The 22,713-nt window shown below is 44.5% G+C and carries 16 protein-coding genes, 1 tRNA gene and 1 CRISPR repeat array (1 of these 18 only partly in view); of the genes, 6 read left to right on the top strand and 11 right to left on the bottom strand.

The window, feature by feature from the left end; genetic code table 11:
• Positions 1-1,268: direct repeats of the CRISPR family, unit length 28 nt; unit sequence ATTCACCGCCACATAGGCGGCTTAGAAA (it extends 1,342 nt beyond the left edge of the window).
• 251 nt (positions 1,269-1,519) lie between these two features.
• Positions 1,520-1,596 (bottom strand) — tRNA-Val (locus RNZ41_RS01830).
• A gap of 223 nt (positions 1,597-1,819) precedes the next feature.
• Between RNZ41_RS01830 and RNZ41_RS01825 the strand changes: the two genes are divergently transcribed.
• From RNZ41_RS01825 to RNZ41_RS01810, 4 genes are all read left to right on the top strand, one after another.
• Complete coding sequence (locus tag RNZ41_RS01825) at positions 1,820-2,095, top strand: PepSY domain-containing protein (RefSeq protein WP_076776395.1); 276 nt, start codon at positions 1,820-1,822, stop codon at positions 2,093-2,095.
• A 112-nt stretch (positions 2,096-2,207) separates the two neighbouring features.
• On the top strand, positions 2,208-2,768 hold the full coding sequence (locus tag RNZ41_RS01820) for a cytochrome b/b6 domain-containing protein (protein WP_314027428.1): 561 nt from the start codon (positions 2,208-2,210) through the stop codon (positions 2,766-2,768).
• Positions 2,769-2,791: 23 nt separating this feature from the next.
• The gene (locus RNZ41_RS01815; protein ID WP_312176519.1) at positions 2,792-3,469 is read left to right on the top strand and encodes a response regulator; all 678 of its coding nucleotides are present in this window, start codon (positions 2,792-2,794) and stop codon (positions 3,467-3,469) included.
• Positions 3,470-3,503: 34 nt separating this feature from the next.
• A complete protein-coding gene (locus RNZ41_RS01810; RefSeq protein WP_314027427.1) occupies positions 3,504-4,946 on the top strand; it encodes an ATP-binding protein in 1,443 nt (480 codons plus the stop codon).
• Between the two features lie 70 nt (positions 4,947-5,016).
• Here the strand turns inward: RNZ41_RS01810 and ppk2 are convergent, their stop codons facing one another.
• Positions 5,017-6,030, bottom strand: a complete 1,014-nt coding sequence (gene ppk2 / locus RNZ41_RS01805) for a polyphosphate kinase 2 (RefSeq protein ID WP_314027426.1) — start codon at positions 6,028-6,030, stop codon at positions 5,017-5,019.
• A gap of 57 nt (positions 6,031-6,087) precedes the next feature.
• Here ppk2 and RNZ41_RS01800 point away from each other — a divergent pair, with 57 nt between their 5' ends.
• Positions 6,088-6,591, top strand: a complete 504-nt coding sequence (locus RNZ41_RS01800) for a hypothetical protein (protein WP_156652181.1) — start codon at positions 6,088-6,090, stop codon at positions 6,589-6,591.
• 1 nt (position 6,592) lies between these two features.
• Here the strand turns inward: RNZ41_RS01800 and RNZ41_RS01795 are convergent, their stop codons facing one another.
• Complete coding sequence (locus RNZ41_RS01795) at positions 6,593-7,834, bottom strand: NnrS family protein (protein WP_060994308.1); 1,242 nt, start codon at positions 7,832-7,834, stop codon at positions 6,593-6,595.
• Positions 7,835-8,104: 270 nt separating this feature from the next.
• Between RNZ41_RS01795 and metH the strand changes: the two genes are divergently transcribed.
• On the top strand, positions 8,105-11,872 hold the full coding sequence (gene metH, locus RNZ41_RS01790; protein WP_314027425.1) for a methionine synthase: 3,768 nt from the start codon (positions 8,105-8,107) through the stop codon (positions 11,870-11,872).
• 133 nt (positions 11,873-12,005) lie between these two features.
• Here metH and RNZ41_RS01785 read toward each other — a convergent pair whose 3' ends face one another.
• From RNZ41_RS01785 to RNZ41_RS01750, 8 genes are all read right to left on the bottom strand, one after another.
• A complete protein-coding gene (locus RNZ41_RS01785; RefSeq protein WP_007117126.1) occupies positions 12,006-12,977 on the bottom strand; it encodes an Abi family protein in 972 nt (323 codons plus the stop codon).
• A 227-nt stretch (positions 12,978-13,204) separates the two neighbouring features.
• Positions 13,205-13,714 carry an SIMPL domain-containing protein gene (locus RNZ41_RS01780; RefSeq protein WP_256999112.1) on the bottom strand — a complete coding sequence of 170 codons (510 nt, stop codon included), beginning with the start codon at positions 13,712-13,714 and terminating at the stop codon, positions 13,205-13,207.
• A gap of 45 nt (positions 13,715-13,759) precedes the next feature.
• Positions 13,760-15,856, bottom strand: a complete 2,097-nt coding sequence (locus RNZ41_RS01775; RefSeq protein WP_314027424.1) for a transglutaminase TgpA family protein — start codon at positions 15,854-15,856, stop codon at positions 13,760-13,762.
• Complete coding sequence (locus RNZ41_RS01770) at positions 15,826-16,842, bottom strand: DUF58 domain-containing protein (RefSeq protein WP_314027422.1); 1,017 nt, start codon at positions 16,840-16,842, stop codon at positions 15,826-15,828. Before RNZ41_RS01770 ends, RNZ41_RS01775 begins: the two co-directional genes overlap by 31 nt.
• Positions 16,843-16,937: 95 nt before the next feature.
• Positions 16,938-17,897, bottom strand: a complete 960-nt coding sequence (locus RNZ41_RS01765; protein WP_314027421.1) for an AAA family ATPase — start codon at positions 17,895-17,897, stop codon at positions 16,938-16,940.
• Between the two features lie 84 nt (positions 17,898-17,981).
• Positions 17,982-18,422: a c-type cytochrome gene (locus RNZ41_RS01760; protein ID WP_314027420.1), complete on the bottom strand. Its 441-nt coding sequence runs from the start codon at positions 18,420-18,422 to the stop codon at positions 17,982-17,984.
• A 42-nt stretch (positions 18,423-18,464) separates the two neighbouring features.
• Complete coding sequence (locus RNZ41_RS01755) at positions 18,465-20,654, bottom strand: EAL domain-containing response regulator (protein WP_314027419.1); 2,190 nt, start codon at positions 20,652-20,654, stop codon at positions 18,465-18,467.
• 225 nt (positions 20,655-20,879) lie between these two features.
• Complete coding sequence (locus RNZ41_RS01750; protein ID WP_040404136.1) at positions 20,880-22,643, bottom strand: hypothetical protein; 1,764 nt, start codon at positions 22,641-22,643, stop codon at positions 20,880-20,882.
• Positions 22,644-22,713 lie beyond the last annotated feature (70 nt).

The raw sequence follows: 22,713 nt of genomic DNA, 5'->3' as shown, positions 1-22,713 counted from the left end.
TTAGAAAAATTAATTGATAGTATTTTTAGCTACGACAACATTCACCGCCACATAGGCGGCTTAGAAAAATCACAGCGGATAATGACCAATTTTTCGCAAATTCACCGCCACATAGGCGGCTTAGAAAAGACAAATAGTTATCGGCCGTTACCCAACCTTATTCACCGCCACATAGGCGGCTTAGAAAAATATGCACATCGCGCGCCTTTGTGACAAAGGATTCACCGCCACATAGGCGGCTTAGAAAAAAGAAATCAAAGCGCGTGCCGACGATATGGGATTCACCGCCACATAGGCGGCTTAGAAAAATATTGCTTGCCACAGTGATAAGCTGCTCGCATTCACCGCCACATAGGCGGCTTAGAAAGCGCTCTTTGGTATCTTTGACGATATCGGGCAATTCACCGCCACATAGGCGGCTTAGAAATTGCGCGAGCTTGCCAATAAATACACTGATGGATTCACCGCCACATAGGCGGCTTAGAAAGCTTGAGATAAAAGAGTTATCCGAACTCAACTATTCACCGCCACATAGGCGGCTTAGAAATGCTAATGAAGTAATTTTTGCAGAAGCCGCTTATTCACCGCCACATAGGCGGCTTAGAAAGTATAGTGCTGTGCTATACATCCCGATACCACATTCACCGCCACATAGGCGGCTTAGAAATTTTTTGCTAGTTTTGCAAGGCGTTTTGCTTCATTCACCGCCACATAGGCGGCTTAGAAAATCTGACGTTGATAATAGATTGCGCTGCTAAGATTCACCGCCACATAGGCGGCTTAGAAAAGTTATCCAAGACCCAACAACGCAAATGGCACATTCACCGCCACATAGGCGGCTTAGAAAAACTGCATCAACTTTAGTACCTACTTTTTCACCATTCACCGCCACATAGGCGGCTTAGAAAAGTCTTTAAAAATCTCTAAAGAAACAGAAAGAATTCACCGCCACATAGGCGGCTTAGAAATGCGAATAACGCAATTAAATATAAAGTCTCTGATTCACCGCCACATAGGCGGCTTAGAAAGATAACTTTCTAGGTTTGTCCAATCCACTCGAATTCACCGCCACATAGGCGGCTTAGAAACATAGGGGGTATACCCCAATAAAATCAACAAAATTCACCGCCACATAGGCGGCTTAGAAACGTGACGTTGCGACCGTGTATGCCGAGCAATTATTCACCGCCACATAGGCGGCTTAGAAAAATAGGAAAACACAACATGAAACAATTAAACAATTCACCGCCACACAGGCGGCTGAGTCTTAATTAGTAAAACAGTGAAGTTTATTTATTTTTACTAAAGTGACCAAAAACAAGTGGGTGTGAAATTAAAATTCTTAAAAAAATGCGTGGTCACCAAATGGTCACCTTTTGGTCACCATTCAATTCCTGTAGTAAAAAAGGTGCCCAAAATCACAAAAGTGGTCAAAATTTCAATCCTCGGAAAAACACGTAAACCCTTGATATCACTGCAATAAAAAAGCCCCAATCAATCGATTGGGGCTTTTGGAATATGGTAGGCATAATCTGACTCGAACAGACGACCCCCACCATGTCAAGGTGGTGCTCTAACCAACTGAGCTATATGCCTAAAAGGGTCTAACAATCTACTTGCGTAAGTAGGAGTGCCATTTTACCAAAAAATTTTGCTTTTGCAAGTGGTTTTAATTCTTCGCTTCAATTTTTATTGCGCCATCTTCAGCTAAGTTTTCGTTAAGGTTAGGTTGTTTTAATAGACTCAGCCACTCGGATGTACCTCAGCATCAACCTTATCCCGTGACCTGACAACTTTATCAAAAACTTAGGATGGCATTATGAAAAAATCATTAATCACCTCAGGCTTATTGGCACTCGCTATGTTATCAGCCAGCAGCGCATTTGCCGAAGCCAACTGCCAAGCGCACCCAAAAAACGAACAAATCCCGCAAGCCGATTTTCAAAAAGCGTTAGAAAAACATGGCTTTACTATCAAGAAATTCAAAACTGATGGCAACTGCTATGAAATGTATGGCAAAAGCAAAGGTGGCAAAAAAGTCGAAATGTACTTTGATACCAAAGACGGCAAAATCGTTAAATCAGAAATCGACTAATGATAGGATAAGCAAACCGTCCAACCAACGTAATTTGAGGTAGGTTTGCCAATGTTATGCCTTGACACGGCTAACTTAGCCGTGTTGATATTTTAGACAATGGAAAATAGCAATGTTACCACAACCACAATCTGCACAAACCGTCAAAGTCTGGGATATTTGGGTGCGCATCACTCATTGGGCAGTTGCTGCGGGTATTTTTGCCAATCTTATCGTCACTGAAGGCGGTAGTAATGTGCATGAGTACATAGGCTATGCCGTCGTAGCGCTCGTAGTGTCTCGTTTGCTTTGGGGATTGGTGGGTAGCCAATACGCCAGATTTAGTAATTTTTTCCCTACCCCAAACCGCATTCGCGAGCATATGACCGACATCAAGCAGCATAAGTTTCACGGTCATCTGGGTCACAATCCGTTGGGTGCGCTGATGATGTTTGCGCTGTGGGGCGTTATTATCGCGCTGGGTATCACAGGCTATCTGCAAACCACCGACCAATTTTGGGGGGATGATACCATCCAAGCGATTCACGAATTTTTAGCCAACAGTCTTTGGGGGCTAGTCCCTTTACATGTGGCAGCCGCGATTATAATGGGAAGACTACAACAGCAAAACTTGGTAAAATCGATGATAACGGGTGAAAAAAACTGTTTAATAAATACCTTTGCTAAAAAATAAGATAAAACCCACGGAAGACCCTCATGACCCGAATTTTACTGATTGAAGATGATGCCACCATTGCCGATGGTATTGTCAAAGGCTTGAGCCAACAAAACATGATGGTGGATTGGTTTGCTGATGCCAAACTCGGTGAAATAGCAATTCATGAAGGGGTGTTTGATGCTGTATTATTGGATTTGACCTTGCCGCGTGGTGATGGGATGACCATTTTAGCCAATTGGCGACAACAAAAGATTGACACGCCTGTCTTGATTATTACGGCGCGCGATGCCATTGCCAACCGCGTGGCAGGTCTCAATGCTGGCGCAGACGATTATTTGGTCAAACCGTTTGCTTTAGATGAAGTGGTTGCCCGTTTGCAGGCTTTGATTCGCCGTAGCCAAGGTCGCAGTCAGACTGAAATCCGCTATGGGGATGTCAGCTATTTGCCACAGCAGCAGCAAGTTTTTTATCAAGGCAAATGGGTGGATTTGACTGCCAAAGAAATCACCGTTCTTGAGCAGTTTATCAGCTATCCCAATTTGGTGCATAGCCGTGCCAGCCTTGAGGATAAGCTATACGGTTGGCAGCAAGATATCGAAAGCAATGCGATTGAAGTACATATTCATAACCTGCGAAAAAAACTCGGCAATGATTTTATCCTCACTCGGCGTGGTATTGGCTATTATCTCAATCCAGCCTTGCAGCGCCCTGAATGATTCCCCCGCTATCCTGCTTTAAGCTGTTACCTTTATGACGCCTTCCACCCAAAAAGCCTATAGTATCCAAAGGCAGCTGCTCAATTCCCTGCTCATCGGACTACCGATTATTTGGCTATCGATTACCCTCATATCGGTATGGCGGCTTTCGCACGAAATCAACGAAATCAATGACACCCAAATCACCCAATTAGCCCGCTATCTGATTGGTATTTCTCAAGACGGTAAACTTCATCTCGCCAACCCTGCCAATGAGCCTAAAATTTTAAATCTTGAAAATGGCTTGCTATCAGGCGATTTAGGGGATGCCGAAGAAGATTACATGGGTTTTGCGATTTGGGATCAAAACGGTAAATTACTGATGGCTGATAAAGACGGTCAGCATTTTACTTTTTTGCCCAAACAACACGGTTTTTTGGAAAACAACAGTGCCTATCAAGAGCTCAATCCCTTTAGTCACTCGTGGCGCCTGTTTTATGCGCATGACGACGCTACCAACCATCTCATCGCTATCGGGCAAAACCTTAATTCGCGTCAAGAGATTATCTATAAATCATTAACCATTCAACTCGTTCCCTCGCTGATTGGGGTGCTGCTATTGATTATGCTGACATGGCTGTCAGTGCGACGAGGGTTTGTTCCACTTAAACGGATTAGTGACTTGTTGAGCACTCGCAGCCCTGAAGATAAAACCCCTTTATCGGTCGATACACCGTTAGAAATTCAACCCTTGCTAAACGCGCTCAATGGATTATTTGATAAAGTCGCGGATACCCTTGAGCGTGAAAAACGCTTTACCGCAGATGCCTCTCATGAATTGCGCAGCCCGCTCACCGCCATCAAGCTACAGACCGATGTACTACAACAAACCATCTTGCAAGCCAATTTAACCGATAGCCAAACCGATGCATTACTGAGTCACTGCCGACGAATCAGTCACAGTAATGAGCGCGCCAATCGACTGGTTGAACAGTTGCTGATTTTGGCAAAACTGGCACCGCAGCAAGGGCTAGACCCGCAGACCTTTGCACCGATTGATTGGATAGCCCTATCCAATGACATTCTCTCAGAAGTCAACCGTCGTGCCCGCGAAAAAAACAGCCAATTGCGCCGTGACGTGTTAGTGGATGCCAAAGCTATCTTACCTTTGACAGGTAACGCCACTTTAATCGGCATTTTGCTGCGTAACCTACTGGACAATGCCATTCGCTATAGCCCTGACCATACCACGATTCGGTTAGTGTTAGATAGCGATGTGATTTCAGTCATCGACAATGGTAATGGGGTTGCACCTATCGACCTTGCTCGGCTATCAGAGCGGTTTTTTCGCCCTGCAGGTCAAGCTGAGATTGGTAGTGGCTTGGGTCTGTCGATTGTGCGCCGTATCGCTGAGCTGCATGGTTTGCAAATTACCATGCAGAACCTAGAACACAATGGTCAAATTTGCGGCTTTCAAGTAAGTATCTTTAAACGCTAATTTTATTCAATACTTAATTTATAAAAAAGGATACGTCCATATGTATCCTTTTTTAATAGAAAATTTGATATTAATACACGTTAGGCACATACATATCTTCAGCGATTGGCTCACGTTGGTAATTGTCGTGATGCTCGCGTTCTGGCAATACCACATTATCCCGTTGTATTTCTTGGTAGGGAATTTGTGAGAGCAGATGGTTGATGCAGTTTAGCCGCGCTTTTTTCTTATCATCACCCTCGACTACCCACCAACGGGCTTCTGGGATATGGGTGCGTTCAAACATCACTTCCTTGGCTTTGGTATAATCTTCCCAGCGGCGACGCGATTCTAAATCCATCGGTGAGAGTTTCCACTGTTTGAGCGGGTCATAAATACGGCTCATAAAGCGTGACTCTTGCTCGTCATCTGAAATAGAAAACCAATATTTGATTAAGCGAATCCCCGAGCGCACCAACATACGCTCAAATTCTGGCACTGACTCAAAAAACTCTTCGTATTGCGCGTCAGTACAAAATCCCATCACTCGCTCAACCCCAGCACGGTTGTACCAACTGCGGTCAAATAGCACAATCTCGCCCGCGGCTGGCAGGTGCGCGACATAGCGCTGAAAATACCATTGGGTCTTTTCTCGGTCATTGGGTGCAGGCAGCGCTGCCACACGGCAGACGCGCGGATTGAGCCGTTGGGTGATACGTTTGATAGCGCCGCCTTTACCCGCTGAGTCGCGACCTTCAAAGATGACAACGATGCGCTCACCGGTTGCTACTACCCAATCTTGCAATTTGATCAATTCTTTTTGCAGACGAATCAATTCATTAAAATAAATATGACGAGCGATTTTTTGGCTGTCGGTTAACGGCTGCCCGTTATACCGTAAATCTTGGATGTAGTCGTCCATTTCGGACTCAATCTCTTCATCATAGCTGTCAATCAAGTCTTCATGCATTTGTTGGCGCAGTTTGTCATTATTTTTGAGGGTTTCATCATTTAAAAAATGTGATTGGGGTAAGTCATCAAGCATATCGGTAATATGATCGCTGATAGTGAGGTTGCTATGTGCAGTGGGCTGATTATTTGGCATATTGACGTTCTCTAATGAGCATTAAAAATGCTGATAATATGACAAAATTATGAAGGTATGATGATACAAAAGGTTAAAAACATCAGCTTATCTGCGCTGGCTGAAGCATTAAGTATTGTTGAGGCGTTAAAAACCAACCAAGTTGACAAACTGCCTTTGACAGCAGACATTCCGCCTACATCAGGTTTACAGCGTCCCGATCTTTGGGCAAGCCTGTTGACCATTAAACAAACGCCTGCATTCACCCCGCTCGTCAAAACGGTAGCCGATAGTGAAGTCAAACTTATTTGGGCAGAAGCAGAATTTTGTGAGTTTGGTTGGCGCCATTCTCGCGAGCACTATAATACTGTTGACCGCTGGGTCGCTACGGCTGAGTTAACTGCCTTAAATACGTCGGGCGTGGATAAACAAAGCTTTAATGCGTTAAAAACCCAGTATTTGGCGCGCTTAAAGCCGCTTGCTGCCACTAAAAATAGTAAAGAAAGTTGCCGTGGCGCTGTGTTACCTTATATCGAGCCACCCAAAGTTGGCATAGCTGATGAGCAGTTTACCGTTAAATAAACTAACCAAATAATTTATCTGTTCTTGGCAAAGTTAAGATAGGCGCATAACTCGCTACAAATACCAAGAAGGCGACAATCCAAAACGCTTGAGCCATTGCCAGCGTAGCAAAGTAATAATCAGGCAGTATCCAACCCAATACCACCCTCGCCAACCAAGCCATCGTCATGCTAATAAAAATGACAGTAACGGTTTTGGGCGGCTGATGGATATTACGTCCGGTATGACCCAAAGATACCCGCGACATCATTGCCAGTGTCATTAGCCCAATACCTGATATCACAACGGCATGCATCGCTAAGCTGTGATTAATGATACCAAAAGGGACTAATACAAATAGGAAAAACCCAATCACCATACCAAAAAAGCTTAGCCAAAGTGACCACAGTAGTGGTTTTGACCAAATTTCTGGCAAATACCAGTTTTTAAGTCGTATTAAATTGCTGATCGCAATGACTAGCGCTGCCGTACCGCTGGCACACACTGCCCAACGATAGCCCGTTAGAAACACATCACTCAGCATAAAGGCAAAAAATCCTAACAGACTGAGCCGATCCAGCAAATCAGAATTTTTAACTTTCTGTCGTACTTCCCCACCCGTAGCTATCCCACGTTCAATAAACATTGGCATCATGCGTCTACCCATGGTAAGCACCACGCCAACAATCAAATACAACCCAAATAACAGGCTCATATGCATGCCATTATTGTTTTGGGTAAATAGCGCAACATAAAACCAAACCTGTCCGATGAATAATAAAAGCAACTTAGCCACGATACCGATTTGGCGTTTTTGCCGAACGCGATAAATCGGTAAGATAAGAAAAGAGGCGGTTAATAACCAAAATATGGTATCACTCGCAGCCGCTATCAGCGTGCCGGTGTTGATATTTATGCCGTTGGCCAAAAATAACACTCGAGCCAACGCCCAAGGTACAAAAATTACCAACAACTTATAACCATAAGGCATAGACTGCTGAGTCCAAGCTTTCACGGCGGTCAACAAAAACCCTGCAATCACTGCCAGTGCGTAACCATACAACATCTCATGACCGTGCCAGTAAAACGGCATCATCTGATGCGTACCATCAAACTCAAACCGCGTGGCAAACGTTATGTATGCCCATTTCAGCATCGTCAAAATCGCAAACACTGCTGCACCTAAAAAGAAAATGCGAAAGCCTAAATTGAGTACAGGATGGGGAGAATAAGGGGGTTTGTTAGGTAATCTGATTTGTTGCATGGCTATGCTCACTTATTAGGGCAACCATCGTTTTAACATGTATTTAAAATATATATTATAGCAAAGTGTAAATGAGAATAGCCGTTAACTTACATATTAAAGATTAACGCTATTTTCATTCTCTCTGCCTCATGCTTTTATACACAAATTAGGTTTTAGCTAAAATTTTCATTCAATAGGTTATTCCACAAATTGCACGATTGACTGCCTACAAAATGCTATAATCGCATTATTTAAAAATTTGATAATTGAATTAGGACAGGCACTTCGATGAGCATTAGCACCAGTAACGCACCTACCAGTCACAAACCCCACGACCCAGCCAATTTTCAACTCACGCCCCCTGCCAGCTTTCCGTATCAAGACCGTCAAGCCACGAATAAAGCGCGTTTAGCTGACCTGTTAAAGCAGCGGATTTTGTTCCTTGACGGCGCGATGGGGACAGAAATCCAAAACTATAAACTCATCGAGGCAGACTACCGTGGTGAGCGATTTGCAGGCTTTGGACGTGACGTCAAAGGCAACAATGACTTATTGGTACTGACCCAGCCGCATATTATCCGTGATATTCACCGCTCGTATCTTGAGGCAGGCGCAGATATCATTGAAACCAACAGTTTTAATGGCACGCAAATTTCGATGGCAGACTACGGCATGGAAAATCTCGTCTATGAGATTAACAAATCCGCCGCCGCCCTTGCCCGCCAAGTGTGTGATGAAGTCACTGCGACAACCCCAGACAAACCTCGGTTTGTCGCAGGGGTGATTGGTCCCACCTCTCGCACTTGCTCGATTTCACCCGATGTCAATGACCCAGCGTTTCGTAACGTCACCTTTGATGAACTGGTTGATAACTATACCGAGGCGACTTATGCTTTGATTGAAGGCGGTGCGGATATCATCTTGATAGAAACCGTGTTTGATACCCTAAACGCTAAAGCAGCGATTTTTGCGGTGACGGGCGTGTTCGAGACCATTGGGTTTGAATTGCCGATTATGATTTCGGGCACCATTACCGATGCGTCGGGACGTACGTTGTCGGGGCAAACTGCCGAAGCGTTTTATAACTCAATCCGCCACGCCAAGCCGATTTCGATTGGGTTTAACTGTGCTCTGGGGGCAGATGCGTTAAAGCCGCATATCAAAACCTTGTCGGATGTGTGCGAAACTTTTGTGTCCGCTCACCCCAATGCAGGCTTGCCCAACGAGTTTGGCGAATATGACGAAACGCCTGAGCAAACTGCCACCATGGTTGCCGACTATGCCAAATCTGGCTTGGTCAATATCGTGGGCGGCTGCTGTGGTACCACGCCCAAACATATCGCCAAAATTGTCGAGATGACGTCACCCTTTGCCCCGCGCCAGCTGCCAGACTACAAGCCAGCTTGCCGATTGTCGGGACTCGAAGCATTCAACATCACCCGTGATAGCCTGTTTGTCAATGTCGGTGAACGTACCAATGTCACAGGCTCAAAGAAATTTTTGCGTCTCATCAAAAACGAAGAATACACCGAAGCGCTGGACGTGGCTCGTGACCAAGTCGAAGGTGGCGCCCAAGTCGTTGATATCAACATGGATGAAGCCATGCTAGATAGCAAGGCGGCGATGATTCACTTTGTCAATTTGGTTGCCAGTGAGCCAGATATCAGCCGTGTACCGCTGATGATTGATTCGTCAAAATGGGACATCATCGAAGCGGGTCTTAAATGCACTCAAGGCAAATCTGTGGTCAATTCGATCTCGTTAAAAGAAGGCAAGATAGAGTTTGTGCAAAAAGCCAAGCTATGTCAGCGTTATGGGGCAGCGATTATCGTCATGGCGTTTGATGAAGACGGACAGGCAGACAGCTTTGAGCGTAAAATCCAAATCTGCAAACGCTCATACGATATTTTGGTTGATGAAATCGGTTTTCCGAGTGAAGACATCATCTTTGACCCCAATATTTTTGCCGTCGCCACGGGGATTGAAGAGCATAACAATTACGGCTTAGACTTTATTAATGCCACCCGATGGATTACCGATAATTTGCCCAACGCCATGGTCTCAGGCGGTGTGTCGAATGTGTCGTTCTCATTTCGTGGCAATCCCATTCGTGAAGCCATTCACGCCGTGTTCTTGTACCACGCTATCAAAAACGGCATGACCATGGGGATTGTCAACCCCGCCATGCTAGAGCTGTATGACGATATCGAGCCAGACGCTAGAAATGCTATTGAAGACGTGATTTTGAACCGCAACCAAGGCGAGTCAGGTCAAGACGCCACCGACCATTTGATGCAAGTGGCAGAAAACTATTTGAGCGGTAAGAAAAAAGACAGCACCGTCGATTTGTCATGGCGTGAATTGCCCGTCGAAAAACGCATTGAACATGCGTTAGTTAAAGGGGTAACCACTTATATCAATGAAGACACTGAAGAAGCACGGCTAAAATTCTCGCGTCCCTTAGACGTCATCGAAGGACCTTTGATGGACGGTATGAACGTGGTCGGTGACTTGTTTGGGGCAGGCAAAATGTTCCTACCGCAAGTGGTAAAATCCGCCCGGGTGATGAAGCAAGCGGTGGCATGGCTTAATCCGTATATCGAAAAAGAAAAAGTTGCAGGCGAAACCAAAGGCAAAGTGCTCATGGCAACGGTGAAAGGCGATGTGCATGACATCGGCAAAAACATCGTCGGCGTGGTGCTCGGCTGTAATGGCTATGACATCATCGACTTAGGCGTGATGGTGCCTTGTGAAAAAATCCTACAAGTCGCCAAAGATGAAAACGTCGATATCATCGGCTTGTCAGGCTTGATTACCCCAAGCCTTGATGAAATGGTGTATGTCGCCAAACAAATGCAGGAGCAAGGCTTTAATCTGCCCCTACTGATTGGCGGTGCGACGACTTCAAAAGCCCATACCGCGGTAAAAATCGAGCCTAACTATCAAAACGATGCGGTTGTCTATGTCGCTGATGCCAGTCGCGCAGTGGGCGTAGCGACGACTTTACTATCCAAAGAAAAACGCGTCGATTTTATCAGTGAGCTGCGTCAAGAATATGGCGAAGTCCGTGAACGTCTTGCCAATCGCCAACCCAAAGCGGCCAAGCTATCATATGCGGAATCGATTGAGCAAGGTTTCCAATACGACTGGGCGAACTACACGCCGCCTAAGCCCAACCAATTAGGACAAGTCATTTTGGACGATTATCCGTTACAAAATTTATTGCCCTATATCGACTGGACGCCTTTCTTTATCTCTTGGGGATTGGTCGGCAAATATCCCAAAATCTTTGATGATAACATCGTCGGGGAGGAAGCCAAAGACTTATTTGCCAATGCTCAAGCCATGATTGATAAATTAATCAAGGAAAAATTGGTCACAGCTAAAGCGGTGTTTAGACTGCGCCCTGCCCAACGCCCAAGCTCAGACACGGTGCAGGTACTCGATGAGCAAGGCAATGTCACGCATACCTTTGAGCATTTACGCCAGCAGTCTGATAAAGCCAGTGGTAAACCTAATTACAGCCTAGCGGATTTTATCAGTCCTGAAAAAACCGATTATCTCGGTGGTTTTACGGTGTCATTGTTTGGCGCAGAAGCACTTGCCAATGACTATAAAGCCAAAGGCGATGATTATAGTGCCATCATGGTACAGGCGCTTTGCGACCGCTTTGCTGAGGCATTTGCCGAACATTTGCATGAGTTGATTCGTAAACAATATTGGGGCTACCAATCCGATGAAAATCTCACCAATGAAGAGCTGATTAAAGAAAAATATGTCGGTATTCGCCCTGCGCCTGGGTATCCTGCCTGCCCTGACCACACCGAAAAAGGCAAGCTGTTTGACTGGCTTGATACCACCAATGCTATTGGGACGTATTTAACGGAAAGCTATGCCATGTACCCTGCCTCTAGTGTGAGTGGATTTTACTACTCGCACCCAGAGAGTGAGTATTTTAATGTGGGCAAAATCAGCGAAGACCAACTGCTCGATTATGCAGCGCGTAAAGGCTGGGATAAAGCTACCGCAGAAAAGTGGCTAAATCCGAATTTATAATGTTTACCTTTTTGTAAAAATGCTTGCAGTGATATAAACATTTTGTGTAAACTACTGTGTAACAGCACCACTACCGCTATCTATTCTCTCTGGAAACATTGGTTTAGAATATGTAGTGGTTTTCTATTGCCTATCAAAAAAATCCTTGAATAAACCCCATATTTTCAAATTTAACGGCATTATTCTTTGGTTTAGGAAAGCTTAAGAGCAAGTCTTTGATATTTTCTCGCCAAAATGTATCCTTGCTAATTATATTCAATAGATGGTCAATAACAATCAAATAAAAAAATAGTCTTTTATTATCAAGATTGTTTAATCCCTTAATTTGATGGTCTTTTTTTCCAATAACATCAATATTTACATTCCACAGACGACTATGATGGGCACAGATATTACGAATGTAATTGAGTGAACGTAGCCAGCTGGCGAACACATCGGCATTTCTCACTTGATAACTTTGGGCAATTAGGGTTCTTTGCTTATTAGGTAATCCTGTATAAAGTACCGACACTGCTCCAAAGTCCAAGTGATCAATCGCTACCCAAATAGGAATGGCTTGATAGTTTGTGGCATGGTGTATGATAGCAGGATTCTTTTTTGCTCTTTCAATCTGTTGGTCAAATTTCTCTTTCCACCTATCATAACTAGTTTTACCTTTTTTATCTTTGTATTGAGTAAAGCTTTTATCAAAGCTCTTTGGGTCTAGGTGAGCAATGGGGCTAGTTCTTCCCATGAGATGAGCAATCTGTGTTCTAACAGACATTTCTATGCTTTCTAATGCTTGTAAGACTAGCAGACGTAAGTGTTTATCAAAATTATATAGGTTTAGTACGTCTTGAAAATTTGTATCTCTAATAAATTTATCTTGTCTTTGTCCAGCATTGTCTGTTTGACGAAATGGATACCAATACCCACTAAGTCGATAATAATTGATTTGGGAAATGATGTGCTCCGCTGATTTTTTATCTTCAAAGCACATACCACGACTTTCGAGTAGTTGGATTTGTTGTTGATATGATTTCCAAGGTTTGCAGGGTTTTAGTGGGTTATTCGTCATATTGTTTTTGATACCACGCTCTTGCTTGTGTTTACTTGCTTGCTGCATCGCCAATTCGACAGGATTTTCGGGGTTATGAGGTTGTATTTTGAATCTCTTAAAATAGTGCAATCCTAATCACCCTCAAATCCATCATTTTGGCGATAATATCGTGTGTTACAAGATTTTAACATATTTGATAAAATAGTAGCTTTGAAAGCGCCAAAGATTAAAAATAATATTAACCTAAAAAAACCTGCAAGATTGCAGGTTATAAGCTTTTATGGAAATTTGAATTACTGCTCAATCGCGTAATCAATGGTGACAACGAGCCGCACCAATTTATCCACGCCATCTTTATCATACGTCCCACCATAATCCGAATCATCGGTATCAGGGTTATGCGCATCCAAAATATTAAACGACCCTTGCGACGCTGAGCGCATCACCCCCACTTTGGCATGACCGGTTTTGGCAAATTCTTCGGCGCGTTTGTTGGCATCATCGGTGGCTTTAGCAATCAAATCATGCTTGATTTTCTCAAGGTCATTGAGGAGATATTGCGGTTTTTCAAACGTCACGGATTCATGGCTGATACGATAATTTTGCACTTGAGCGAGCATATTGGTGATTTTATTGAGTTCTTGACTGCTAATTGACAGCGTTTGCGTGGCTTTATAGCCATTTTGGCGGGTGCGGGTTTGTCCCTGCTCATCCACATAATCTTCATTATACGGCTCAACGCTTATGGGCGTGACATTTTGACTAGATACGCTAAAACCTTTACTTGCCACAAATTGCTGCAGCGCTTTATTTATATCCTATAGAGTATAGCAAACAAATATTGAATATTAATGGGATTTTTTTAGCGCGATGGTTTTCGCCAAATTGTCTAATTGCCGTATGGGTTGTTTGTTATCCGTGGGCTGCTGATAGCGGATTTGTCGATATAGCGCGGCAAGTGCTTGAATGGCTGCCTTATCGGTGACTTTTGGCTCAAGTCGAGTAAGCCAAGCCAGCACCCCTTCACTATCCTGCCTGGCAAGCGTTTTGTCTTTTTTTGCCAAGCGATTGGATAACTGTATCATAATCCAATCATGTCTATCCCACACCCGGCGACGACGCCACCACAGCCACAATCCAAATAGCGCAAGGACGCTCACAAGGGTGACAAACATCACCATCACTTGCTGATAGACAGATTGGATATTCAGCCATTTAAACAGCGATGACCGCTGGCGGTCTTGGTCATAGCCGACCACATCGCGTTGCCAATAGTAGCTAGCTTGGTCAAACAAGCGGCGCGCTTGCTGCAGCATTTGAAACTGCTGATAGCTAATTTGCCCTGCCACGCCCTCACCAAACATTTTTGCCCCAGCGTCTTGGGTGACAGTGTCCATACCCTGCTCGACCCGATTGGGTGCGACAAAGCCCGTAGGATCTACACGCACCCAGCCACGCCCTTGCACCCAAATCTCGCTCCATGCATGGGCATCCATTTGGCGCACTTCCCAACTTTTGCCATCACGCCCTAACTGCCCACCTTGATACCCGGCTACCACACGAGCAGGCACACCTGCCGCTCGCATAAGATAAGTAAAACTTGACGCATAATGCTCACAAAACCCTGCACGGGTAGCAAATAAAAAATCATCGATGTGATTGTTGCCCAAGGTAGGGGGTGATAAAGTGTAGCGAAACTGCTGGCTACGCATCCACTGGGCGATGGCGTTGGTATAGGTAATCGGGTCATCGCCTGCTTGGTGGTAGAGTCGCTGGGCAAATTGGCGACTTTGCGGATTACCGCCTGCTGGCAATGCTAAATTGACCTGACGCTGCTGGGTGGATAAGGCTAAATTGATAGGCGCATCATCTAACCAATGCACTTGATAAGTGAAACGCTGATTGACAGTATCCCAATACCGTAGGGTAAAATCCGACGTCAGCCCAATGCCTTTTTGGTTGGTTATCGGATAATCAAGCCCAAATAACCAATTTTGTCCCGTCTGCTCCAAAATCACCCGATAGTCAGGGATAACGGCTAAGGTAAAGCGTTTACTCAGCTTCAACGTCGGCAACAACCAATCAGCAAACGGCTGATTGGGCGTCCAAAGCGAGGTGCGAGGATTGGCGCGCCAGGTGGTGCCATCAAAATCAGAAAATACCAAACCGCGCCAATATAAATTTTGTTGGCTTGGCTGATTGCCTAAAAATTCTACCCGAAACGCCAATTCAGTCGATTGACTGAGGTTGGCAAAATCGCCCGGTGACATACTATCTGACATGCCTGTCTTTGCTTGCACGCCGCTCAAATGCACCGACCATAGCGGCGGCAATCGGGGAAAAAATAAAAATAGAATAATGGTCAGAGGAATCGCTTGACCGACCAATAAGCCAAGCGTACGGTAGCGTCCTGTACCATCATCATTTTGCGCAATCATGGCAAACAGCACGACCATCGTGCCAATCGCCACTTGTAGCGTTGTAATCAAATCTTGGTTGATTAAGAACAGCCCTGCCAATACAAACAGTGATAAACTCAGCACCACATAGCCATCACGCCTGGTATGCAATTCTAGTAGCTTACTGACGGCACACAATAGCAAAAACGCGATACCGACATCCAATCCAAAGGCAGTACGATAGGTCAAATACAGCCCCACCAAGCTTGCAATAAATCCTGTGTACTGTATCAACTGTAATGAGCGCGGACGATACAAAGCGTTGGGCAACCAACGTCGCAGCGGTTGCAATTGAAAGAGGATAATAAAAAAGGCATACACCGATAGCCAAATGGGTAAATTTTTGACGTGAAAAGCCACAATCAACAGTTGAGATAGCAATATCCACTGAGTCGCCGAGATTTGGTTTAGGCGCTGAGATAAGGTTAAGCTAGGGGGATTTGGGTTGGGGCGACTCATGGCGTTTTTGCCAATCTTAGCAAACATTGCTGACGAAATGCTTGTCCTTCACCTATTGCGCCTTCACCATCAGGCAGTCGCAATTGAAAAGCGATTTGGCTTTGGGTCAAACTATCCACACCATAGCGCAGCTGGCTGAGTTTTTCTTCGTGCGTCACCGCAGGCATTTGATAGTAATCAAGCAATTGCTGCTGCCCCACACTCTCCACAAAACGTTTTGACATGAGTCCTTGCCCGCGCGCGACATGCGCCCACGAAATACGCGCCAATGATTCCCCTGGGACATAATTATCCAGCTGGTCAAAATCTTCCTGCCCTGCTTGGGTGTGTAAGGCAGCGGTTTGCTCATCATCAGATGGTACAAACTGACTGGCTTTCATCTCATAGCTCAGTGGCGCAGGATACACCCACGCGTGTCCTTCAAAAAATACGTACGACCAAGCTTGCAAAATCCCTAAGGGATATAGGGTACTCACCGTGAGCCTGGGTAACACAAATTTGCCACGTTTATCGGCTGTTAACCATAAGCTCACCTGTTGCGGCGCTTGTATTTGACTGAGCAACAGCCAATCATTTGGTTCGGACTGTGCATTGGGTTTGCGGCGTATCGGCTGTTTAAAGTCAAAGGCGTTGTTGGCAAAACTTAACCGAATTTGCCGATGCGGCTGACTTGACTCACTGCTAATTTGCAGTCGCACTTGCACTTTGTCACCCACTTGCGTGTCGCTGATATCCACCAGTTTGATTTGCAACCCTGCCAAGTGTGCAAAGGTATAATGGATAGTCACCACGAGTAGACTACCCAACAAAAAGCACAAACCCAACACCAAATTATTGGCGTAATTAATCCCTGCGACAAAGGTAATGATGAGTAAAAAAGCGTACAGCAATCCTTCTTTACTCAAAAAAATATATACGTTGCGCAGGTTGAGGGTGATGTCGCGGCTGATTGGCGCTCGACGCTTAAACCATGTTTGCAAGTAGTTTTCAAGTCGCTGGCGAATGGCAAACATGATAGGCGCGGGCTCTTAATTGGATAATTTAATCGGATAATAAAAATACAGCAATGAGAAAGTTTTTAACGCTAAAACACGTTATACATCATGGTTTACACCAGTACCGGCACTTGGCGTAACAACTGGGTCGCAATCGATTGGGGCTGCTCACCGCCCAAATGATTAAATGGGATAAAAGCTTGCCCCAAGCGATGATCGACGACGGCAGCAAATACCGCTTGGATATCTTCTGGCGTCACTTCATGGTAGCCACCCAAATAAGCAAAGGCTTGTGCCGCTTGCTTGAGCGCTAGCACACCACGGGTAGATAGACCATGATAGTCTCGGCTCTCACGCGTTTTCGCTACCAATCGCTGCAAGTAGTCAATCACAACATCTGCCATATATACGTCTTTGGCTTGCGCTTGTGCCTGCTGCAATGATTGGGTATCTAACATCGGGGTAATTTTGCTGAGCATTTGACGTCTATCTTTACCCAGTAGCAACTCTCGCTCTGCATTAATCGAGGGATAACCCAGCGATAAACACATCAAAAATCGATCCAGCTGTGACTCAGGTAAAATAAACACACCCGATTGCTGCGTCGGGTTTTGGGTGGCAATCACAAAAAAAGGTTCAGGGAGTTTTCGTGTTACCCCATCTTGCGACACTTGCCGCTCTTCCATCGCCTCTAACAGCGCAGATTGGGTTTTTGGGCTTGATCGATTAATTTCATCGGCAAGTAACAGCTGGCAAAATATCGGGCCTGGCTTAAATTCAAACGTGCCAGTATCAGTTTTATACAGCGAAATTCCTAAAATATCGGCAGGTAGCATATCACTGGTAAATTGCACCCGATTAAACGATAACCCCAAATGGTTGGCAATTGCGTGCGCCAGCGTGGTTTTACCCATTCCTGGTAAATCTTGAAGCAATAAATGACCATTGGCTAACAAACAAGCGACCGCCAGCTTCACCACCTCAGGTTTATCCAAGACGATCTCATTAATACTCACCAGCATGGCTTGCAATCGTTGTTGTAACGGCTGATTGTCTAAGTTACCCATCACCATGTGGTCTATCCTTTAAAGGTTTAAATTTTGTTTATCAATCATGTTCGCTAAAAATATCGCTAAAAGGCATAGCCACAAAGCGATTTAACGAAGCGTCGAAATATAGGCAATAATATCTTGGCGGACTTTGGCATCAGCGATCGGGTCAGAACGCATACGCGTTCCTGCGATGGTTTGTTTTGGATGGGCGATATATTTATCCAAATTTTCCGCTGTCCACGTCATATTGCTGTTTTTTAGTGCGTCTGTATATTGATAATCGGTTAATAAGGCGGATTTTGCCCCATAAATACGCAGTAATTGTGGGCCTTTCTCGTTATTTCCTGGCTGCAGCTTGTGGCATTTGAGGCAGGCTTCTTCGTATTGCTTTTTACCGTTATCGGCATCCCCTTGGCTATAAACGGGCAAGGTAACTGCTGGGCGCTGAGCGGGTGGCTGATGTTGACAACCTGTCGCAATGACGATACAAAGACCCAATCCTAGCATAGGCAATCGGTTTGATTTATGAATGATTGTTTGGTGCATGTTGGCGAACTCTTTTTTACTTTATAAATTCAGCGCTTGGATTTAGCTGGTTTCATTCTCGATGTGCATGGTGTCACTCGCTTTTTGCAAATAGGCCCCTTGCAAATAACGCGCACCGACTGTCCACGCCGCTGACATAGCGGCAGGGTCTTCAATAAAGGGCATCAAACAACTAGAACCACGCTCAGTGATTTCGCGCACTACCGTTGCCACGGTATTGACATTGTCATTATTGCTCAAATCTTTGATATAGCTGCGATCGAGTCGTACCAGCTGTGGTTTGACAAATTCCAAGACTTCCATTGCATTGACCGCCGAGCCAAAATTATAGATACCTAGGTGACAACCCATTTGGTTAAGCTCATTACTTTGTTTGGCTGCTACCGCTAGATAATCAATTACCATGGTTTCATTAAACTGCAACGTCAACACCCCCGGCTCGCTGGTCTCTAACGCTTGCATCAATCGACTCATAAAGCTTGGCAAGGTGGCATCGGCTAGTGATGTCGGGCTTAAATGCACTAATAATCTGGCACTGGCATCGACCTCATGACGGTAACGTTTTAAGTCTTTACAGGCTTGAATCAACATCCAACGGTCGATTTTATCCATCAACTGATGTCGGGTGGCCACTTCTAAGAATTTATCAGGTGCCATTAAGCTGCCATCTGCTAGCGGCAGGCGTAAAAATACCTCAAACATATTACTGACATCGTTTTCAACGTCATAAATCGGCTGATATAATAATTTAAATTTGCTGTGTTCTAGCGCATCACGCAGCGATTCGTACAGCGCGCTGTCATCACTGCTGGCAAAACTACTTGGGTCATATAAATAGAATAAATCTTTATCGTCGTTGCTTTCCTTATTGGCTTTGGCTGCCATGCCGACGGCTTGGATGACACGGTTAATAATACTATTGGTGTCAGGTGCACTGGCGTTGACTAATGTTGCACCAATGGTTACTGTGGTCTTAACCGTACGATGACCAATTTCAATAATGGTGCTATTTATATCGGCAACCAATTTTTGTCCCAATGCTGTCAAATCTTGTTGTCGCATATTAGGGATAATTAGCATAAACATGCTATCATTAAAGCGGCTCAAATAGCCATTTTTCACTCGCTTTTCCCCAATAATCTCAGTGAGATGTTGCTCAAGAATATTGGCAACGGCCACCACCACCCCATCAATTCCTTCAATCCCCACACTGGCATGGATTTTACCAATATTATCGACGCGTAACGCCATCAAACCCACCGATAGGTTTTTCTCAACAATCGCGTCACGCAGTCGGTGAAACAGGCTTTCAAAACCATGACGATTAAATAGCCCGGTGATTGAGTCAATGCGTTCCATCGCCTCAAGTTTTTTGGCAAGCTCAGCACTATTGGCTTGTTCATTGGGCTGGATAATGACTTGTAGACACGGCTGACCGTCATAGGTAGCAGCCGCTAACTGCAGCTTAGCGGCGAAGGTGGTATTATCTTTTCTAACACTTTCAAATTCAAATTCGACGTTTGTACGGTTGCCTTTTTCAAAGTCTTTTAAAAACGTTTTGAAATCTTGGATATTATTGCTCGCAATCAAGTCAACGACCGGCACCCCCATCAGTTCATCGAGCGTTTTAAACCCAAACATTTCAAGATAGGGCTCATTGGCATAAATATGTAAACCATCTTCAATATAAGCCACTGCACTCTTGGAGTTGGTGATAAGAATATTGGCACGCTGTTCGGCATCACTCAACACCATTTTTAGCCGCTCAAGCTCGCGGACGAGTTTATGATGCTCGTGTTCATGGCAGATACGAATAGCCATGCGCAATAACCTACTTTTGGGCAAAGCATCCGCTGCGCCCCAATAGGTATATAAAGGTAATAAAACATGGGTTTTATCATTGTCGCTAACAAGCTGCGTCTGGGCTTGCTCATTGGCAGTTAATGCGTCTGGGTAAGCAGTCGCGTCATCAGGCAACACCGCAATGACGGGGATGTGAGCATGGTGGGCTTTTAAGATCTCTTTGACGTCTTTAAACGATAAATCATACGCATTTCCCACCAAAACAATGTCCCAAGACTGGCGCAATAACTTAATCAGCTCATCTTTGGCATCCAAAAATCCTAAATTAACCTGTCTATAATAATGTTTTTCTAATAACCCAACCAACTGCTCGGCATACAGCTGGTTATCATCAATGATTAACAGATTGAGTTGGTTGTGTTTTTGCATCGATTCACTATCCCATTAAACGCTTGCCCATTAACGCTTGGTTTATAGAGCCATGTGCAAGCTATTATAAGCGAACTGTTTGATAAATTATTTATAATATTAGATTCAATTTCTTATTATATGATTAATCTTTCAAAACGGCTACAAGGATATGAAAATCTTTTATTTTTAATAGGTTAGAGTTAAAATGGCAGATTTTGTTACCATTTCTTAGCGGTTAGAAGTTTACGGAATTCTTACAAAAGCGTATTCTTCGATATCATCAGTCATATCAAGTAGCTCAGTCAGACGCACGTTAATTTCCTTGCTCTCAATACGCACCACTAGCTTGTCTGCCACTTGGTAGCCAAAGCGTGCCATCAGCAAACGGGGCTGGGTATCAGCGTTGTTTGGATCGCTAGGGATAATAAATGCCGCAACAAAATGTGGCTGACGGCCACCCGCATTTTGAAAGCGCACGCCACAGGGAATGGCATTTTGACAATGCACTTGTACTTGTGCCTCAATTTCTAAGTAGGTCTTGTTGGTGGGTTGACCGGTTGGCGTATCGATAAAACCTTGACGGTTGTCTTTGATGTAGCCGAGCTGCCAAGTTTTTGCGCCATTAACCTTTCGCAGCGCAATTAAGCAATTGACTTGCAATTGCCTCAGCGGATGATAGCTATCGCCACGGCTGCTGCTTGGATATGGGTCAACGAGTTGATTGGCATAGCTAAACACATGCGACAGGCACATGGATTGGGGATTTTCTTTGTTCAGCTCCACAACGGTAGATTTTTTAAGATACTCAGTATGTTGAGTTTTGGGTTTTAACCGCTCAGGCAACTCATTGGCATGAATGAGATTGCCCAAACTGGTTTTATTCGCAAGCATGTAATGGATATTATTAAATCCAAGTACCACTTCACATTTTGAATGGTTCTGATGATAGTGTGCCGCTGGTTTTAACCCATCTTGGATATTATTCAATACCAATTTGGCCTGACGCGCGCTGTTTTTTATCTCAGCATCGCTACTGTTTTGACCTTGGCTGATGGTTTGATGTAAGTGTTTAAACAACCGGCTAAACATGACAAACAGGCAATTGCTGGCTGCTGCAAAGGGATTGAATGTACCATCGATTTCTAGCAGTTTGGGCGGCTGCTTACCTTCTAAATCAATATACAGGTAAGGTTTTTCTAGCAAGTCTTTGCTAATTATTAGCGCTTCAATCCACTGGGTACTTACTTTTTGTATGGCTACAATATCCGCACGCCGACAAGCATACGGATTGGTAACCGCTACCGTCAAGCAATGAAAATATATTTCCTCAATCGATAGCGGTGCACCTTGTTTGTTATACTCATTGGCAGAATGCAGTTTGATTGGCAAGGAGATAGACTGCCAATCATTAGTGACCGCAAATCGATAGCAGGCATTCAGATATTGCCAAATCACCTGTGTATCTTTACGATAGCCGATATATTTTTCAAACAGCGATTGGCGCAGTAATAGCATGGTACTGTAGAGGGAGCGCTGAATGACTTGAGTGGAGGTAAGTGATTGAGGTGTTTGGCGAAATAGGCTAATGATGCCTTTTTTCTCAGCCACTTCAGGTCGAGCCGCTGCCCGTTGCCAGATGACATGGTAAAACATGATGCCTAGATAAAGCACTGATAGCACGGTATCTAAGCCTTGCTGTTTTTCTTCATCCAAAATCCCCGGCTGGGTTTGGTAATTCACCCGCAATTTGCCAAGTAATACGCTGACGGCTTTATTAACCTCATCAAATAATGCAAAGCGTTTGACATCGTCAATATCGGCAAACATCAACTGGTTTATCACGAATTTATATTCGTCATACATCTCACACGCCGACATACGATTAAATTGTATCTGCCAATCGGTCGTATCCTGCAACGAATCCTGGGTAACTTTGAGTTCAATAGGACTGGTCGGTATATCGTTTATGCGCTGTAAGAAATCGTCTAGTGTGAGATCCGTAACCATTTTTTTGCACCAAAATGCACAACATTTTTCGACTTATTTAACAACAATAAGTAACACAAAAGCCAGGTTT

It is taken from the genome of Moraxella sp. DOX410 (assembly GCF_032248735.1).
Classification (GTDB): Bacteria; Pseudomonadota; Gammaproteobacteria; order Pseudomonadales; family Moraxellaceae; genus Faucicola; species Faucicola tetraodonis.
Note: the sequence above shows the minus strand (reverse complement) of the source record. Positions and strands in the feature narration are given on the sequence as shown.

What these genes read in the sequence shown, in the direction of transcription:
- RNZ41_RS01825 (WP_076776395.1), top strand. Translation starts at nt 1,820, where the DNA reads ATGAAAAAATCATTAATCACCTCAGGCTTATTGGCACTCGCTATGTTA.
- RNZ41_RS01820 (WP_314027428.1), top strand. Translation starts at nt 2,208, where the DNA reads ATGTTACCACAACCACAATCTGCACAAACCGTCAAAGTCTGGGATATT.
- RNZ41_RS01815 (WP_312176519.1), top strand. Translation starts at nt 2,792, where the DNA reads ATGACCCGAATTTTACTGATTGAAGATGATGCCACCATTGCCGATGGT.
- RNZ41_RS01810 (WP_314027427.1), top strand. Translation starts at nt 3,504, where the DNA reads ATGACGCCTTCCACCCAAAAAGCCTATAGTATCCAAAGGCAGCTGCTC.
- ppk2 (WP_314027426.1), bottom strand. Translation starts at nt 6,030, where the DNA reads ATGCCAAATAATCAGCCCACTGCACATAGCAACCTCACTATCAGCGAT.
- RNZ41_RS01800 (WP_156652181.1), top strand. Translation starts at nt 6,088, where the DNA reads ATGATGATACAAAAGGTTAAAAACATCAGCTTATCTGCGCTGGCTGAA.
- RNZ41_RS01795 (WP_060994308.1), bottom strand. Translation starts at nt 7,834, where the DNA reads ATGCAACAAATCAGATTACCTAACAAACCCCCTTATTCTCCCCATCCT.
- metH (WP_314027425.1), top strand. Translation starts at nt 8,105, where the DNA reads ATGAGCATTAGCACCAGTAACGCACCTACCAGTCACAAACCCCACGAC.
- RNZ41_RS01785 (WP_007117126.1), bottom strand. Translation starts at nt 12,977, where the DNA reads ATGCAGCAAGCAAGTAAACACAAGCAAGAGCGTGGTATCAAAAACAAT.
- RNZ41_RS01775 (WP_314027424.1), bottom strand. Translation starts at nt 15,856, where the DNA reads ATGTTTGCTAAGATTGGCAAAAACGCCATGAGTCGCCCCAACCCAAAT.
- RNZ41_RS01770 (WP_314027422.1), bottom strand. Translation starts at nt 16,842, where the DNA reads ATGTTTGCCATTCGCCAGCGACTTGAAAACTACTTGCAAACATGGTTT.
- RNZ41_RS01765 (WP_314027421.1), bottom strand. Translation starts at nt 17,897, where the DNA reads ATGGTGATGGGTAACTTAGACAATCAGCCGTTACAACAACGATTGCAA.
- RNZ41_RS01760 (WP_314027420.1), bottom strand. Translation starts at nt 18,422, where the DNA reads ATGCACCAAACAATCATTCATAAATCAAACCGATTGCCTATGCTAGGA.
- RNZ41_RS01755 (WP_314027419.1), bottom strand. Translation starts at nt 20,654, where the DNA reads ATGCAAAAACACAACCAACTCAATCTGTTAATCATTGATGATAACCAG.
- RNZ41_RS01750 (WP_040404136.1), bottom strand. Translation starts at nt 22,643, where the DNA reads ATGGTTACGGATCTCACACTAGACGATTTCTTACAGCGCATAAACGAT.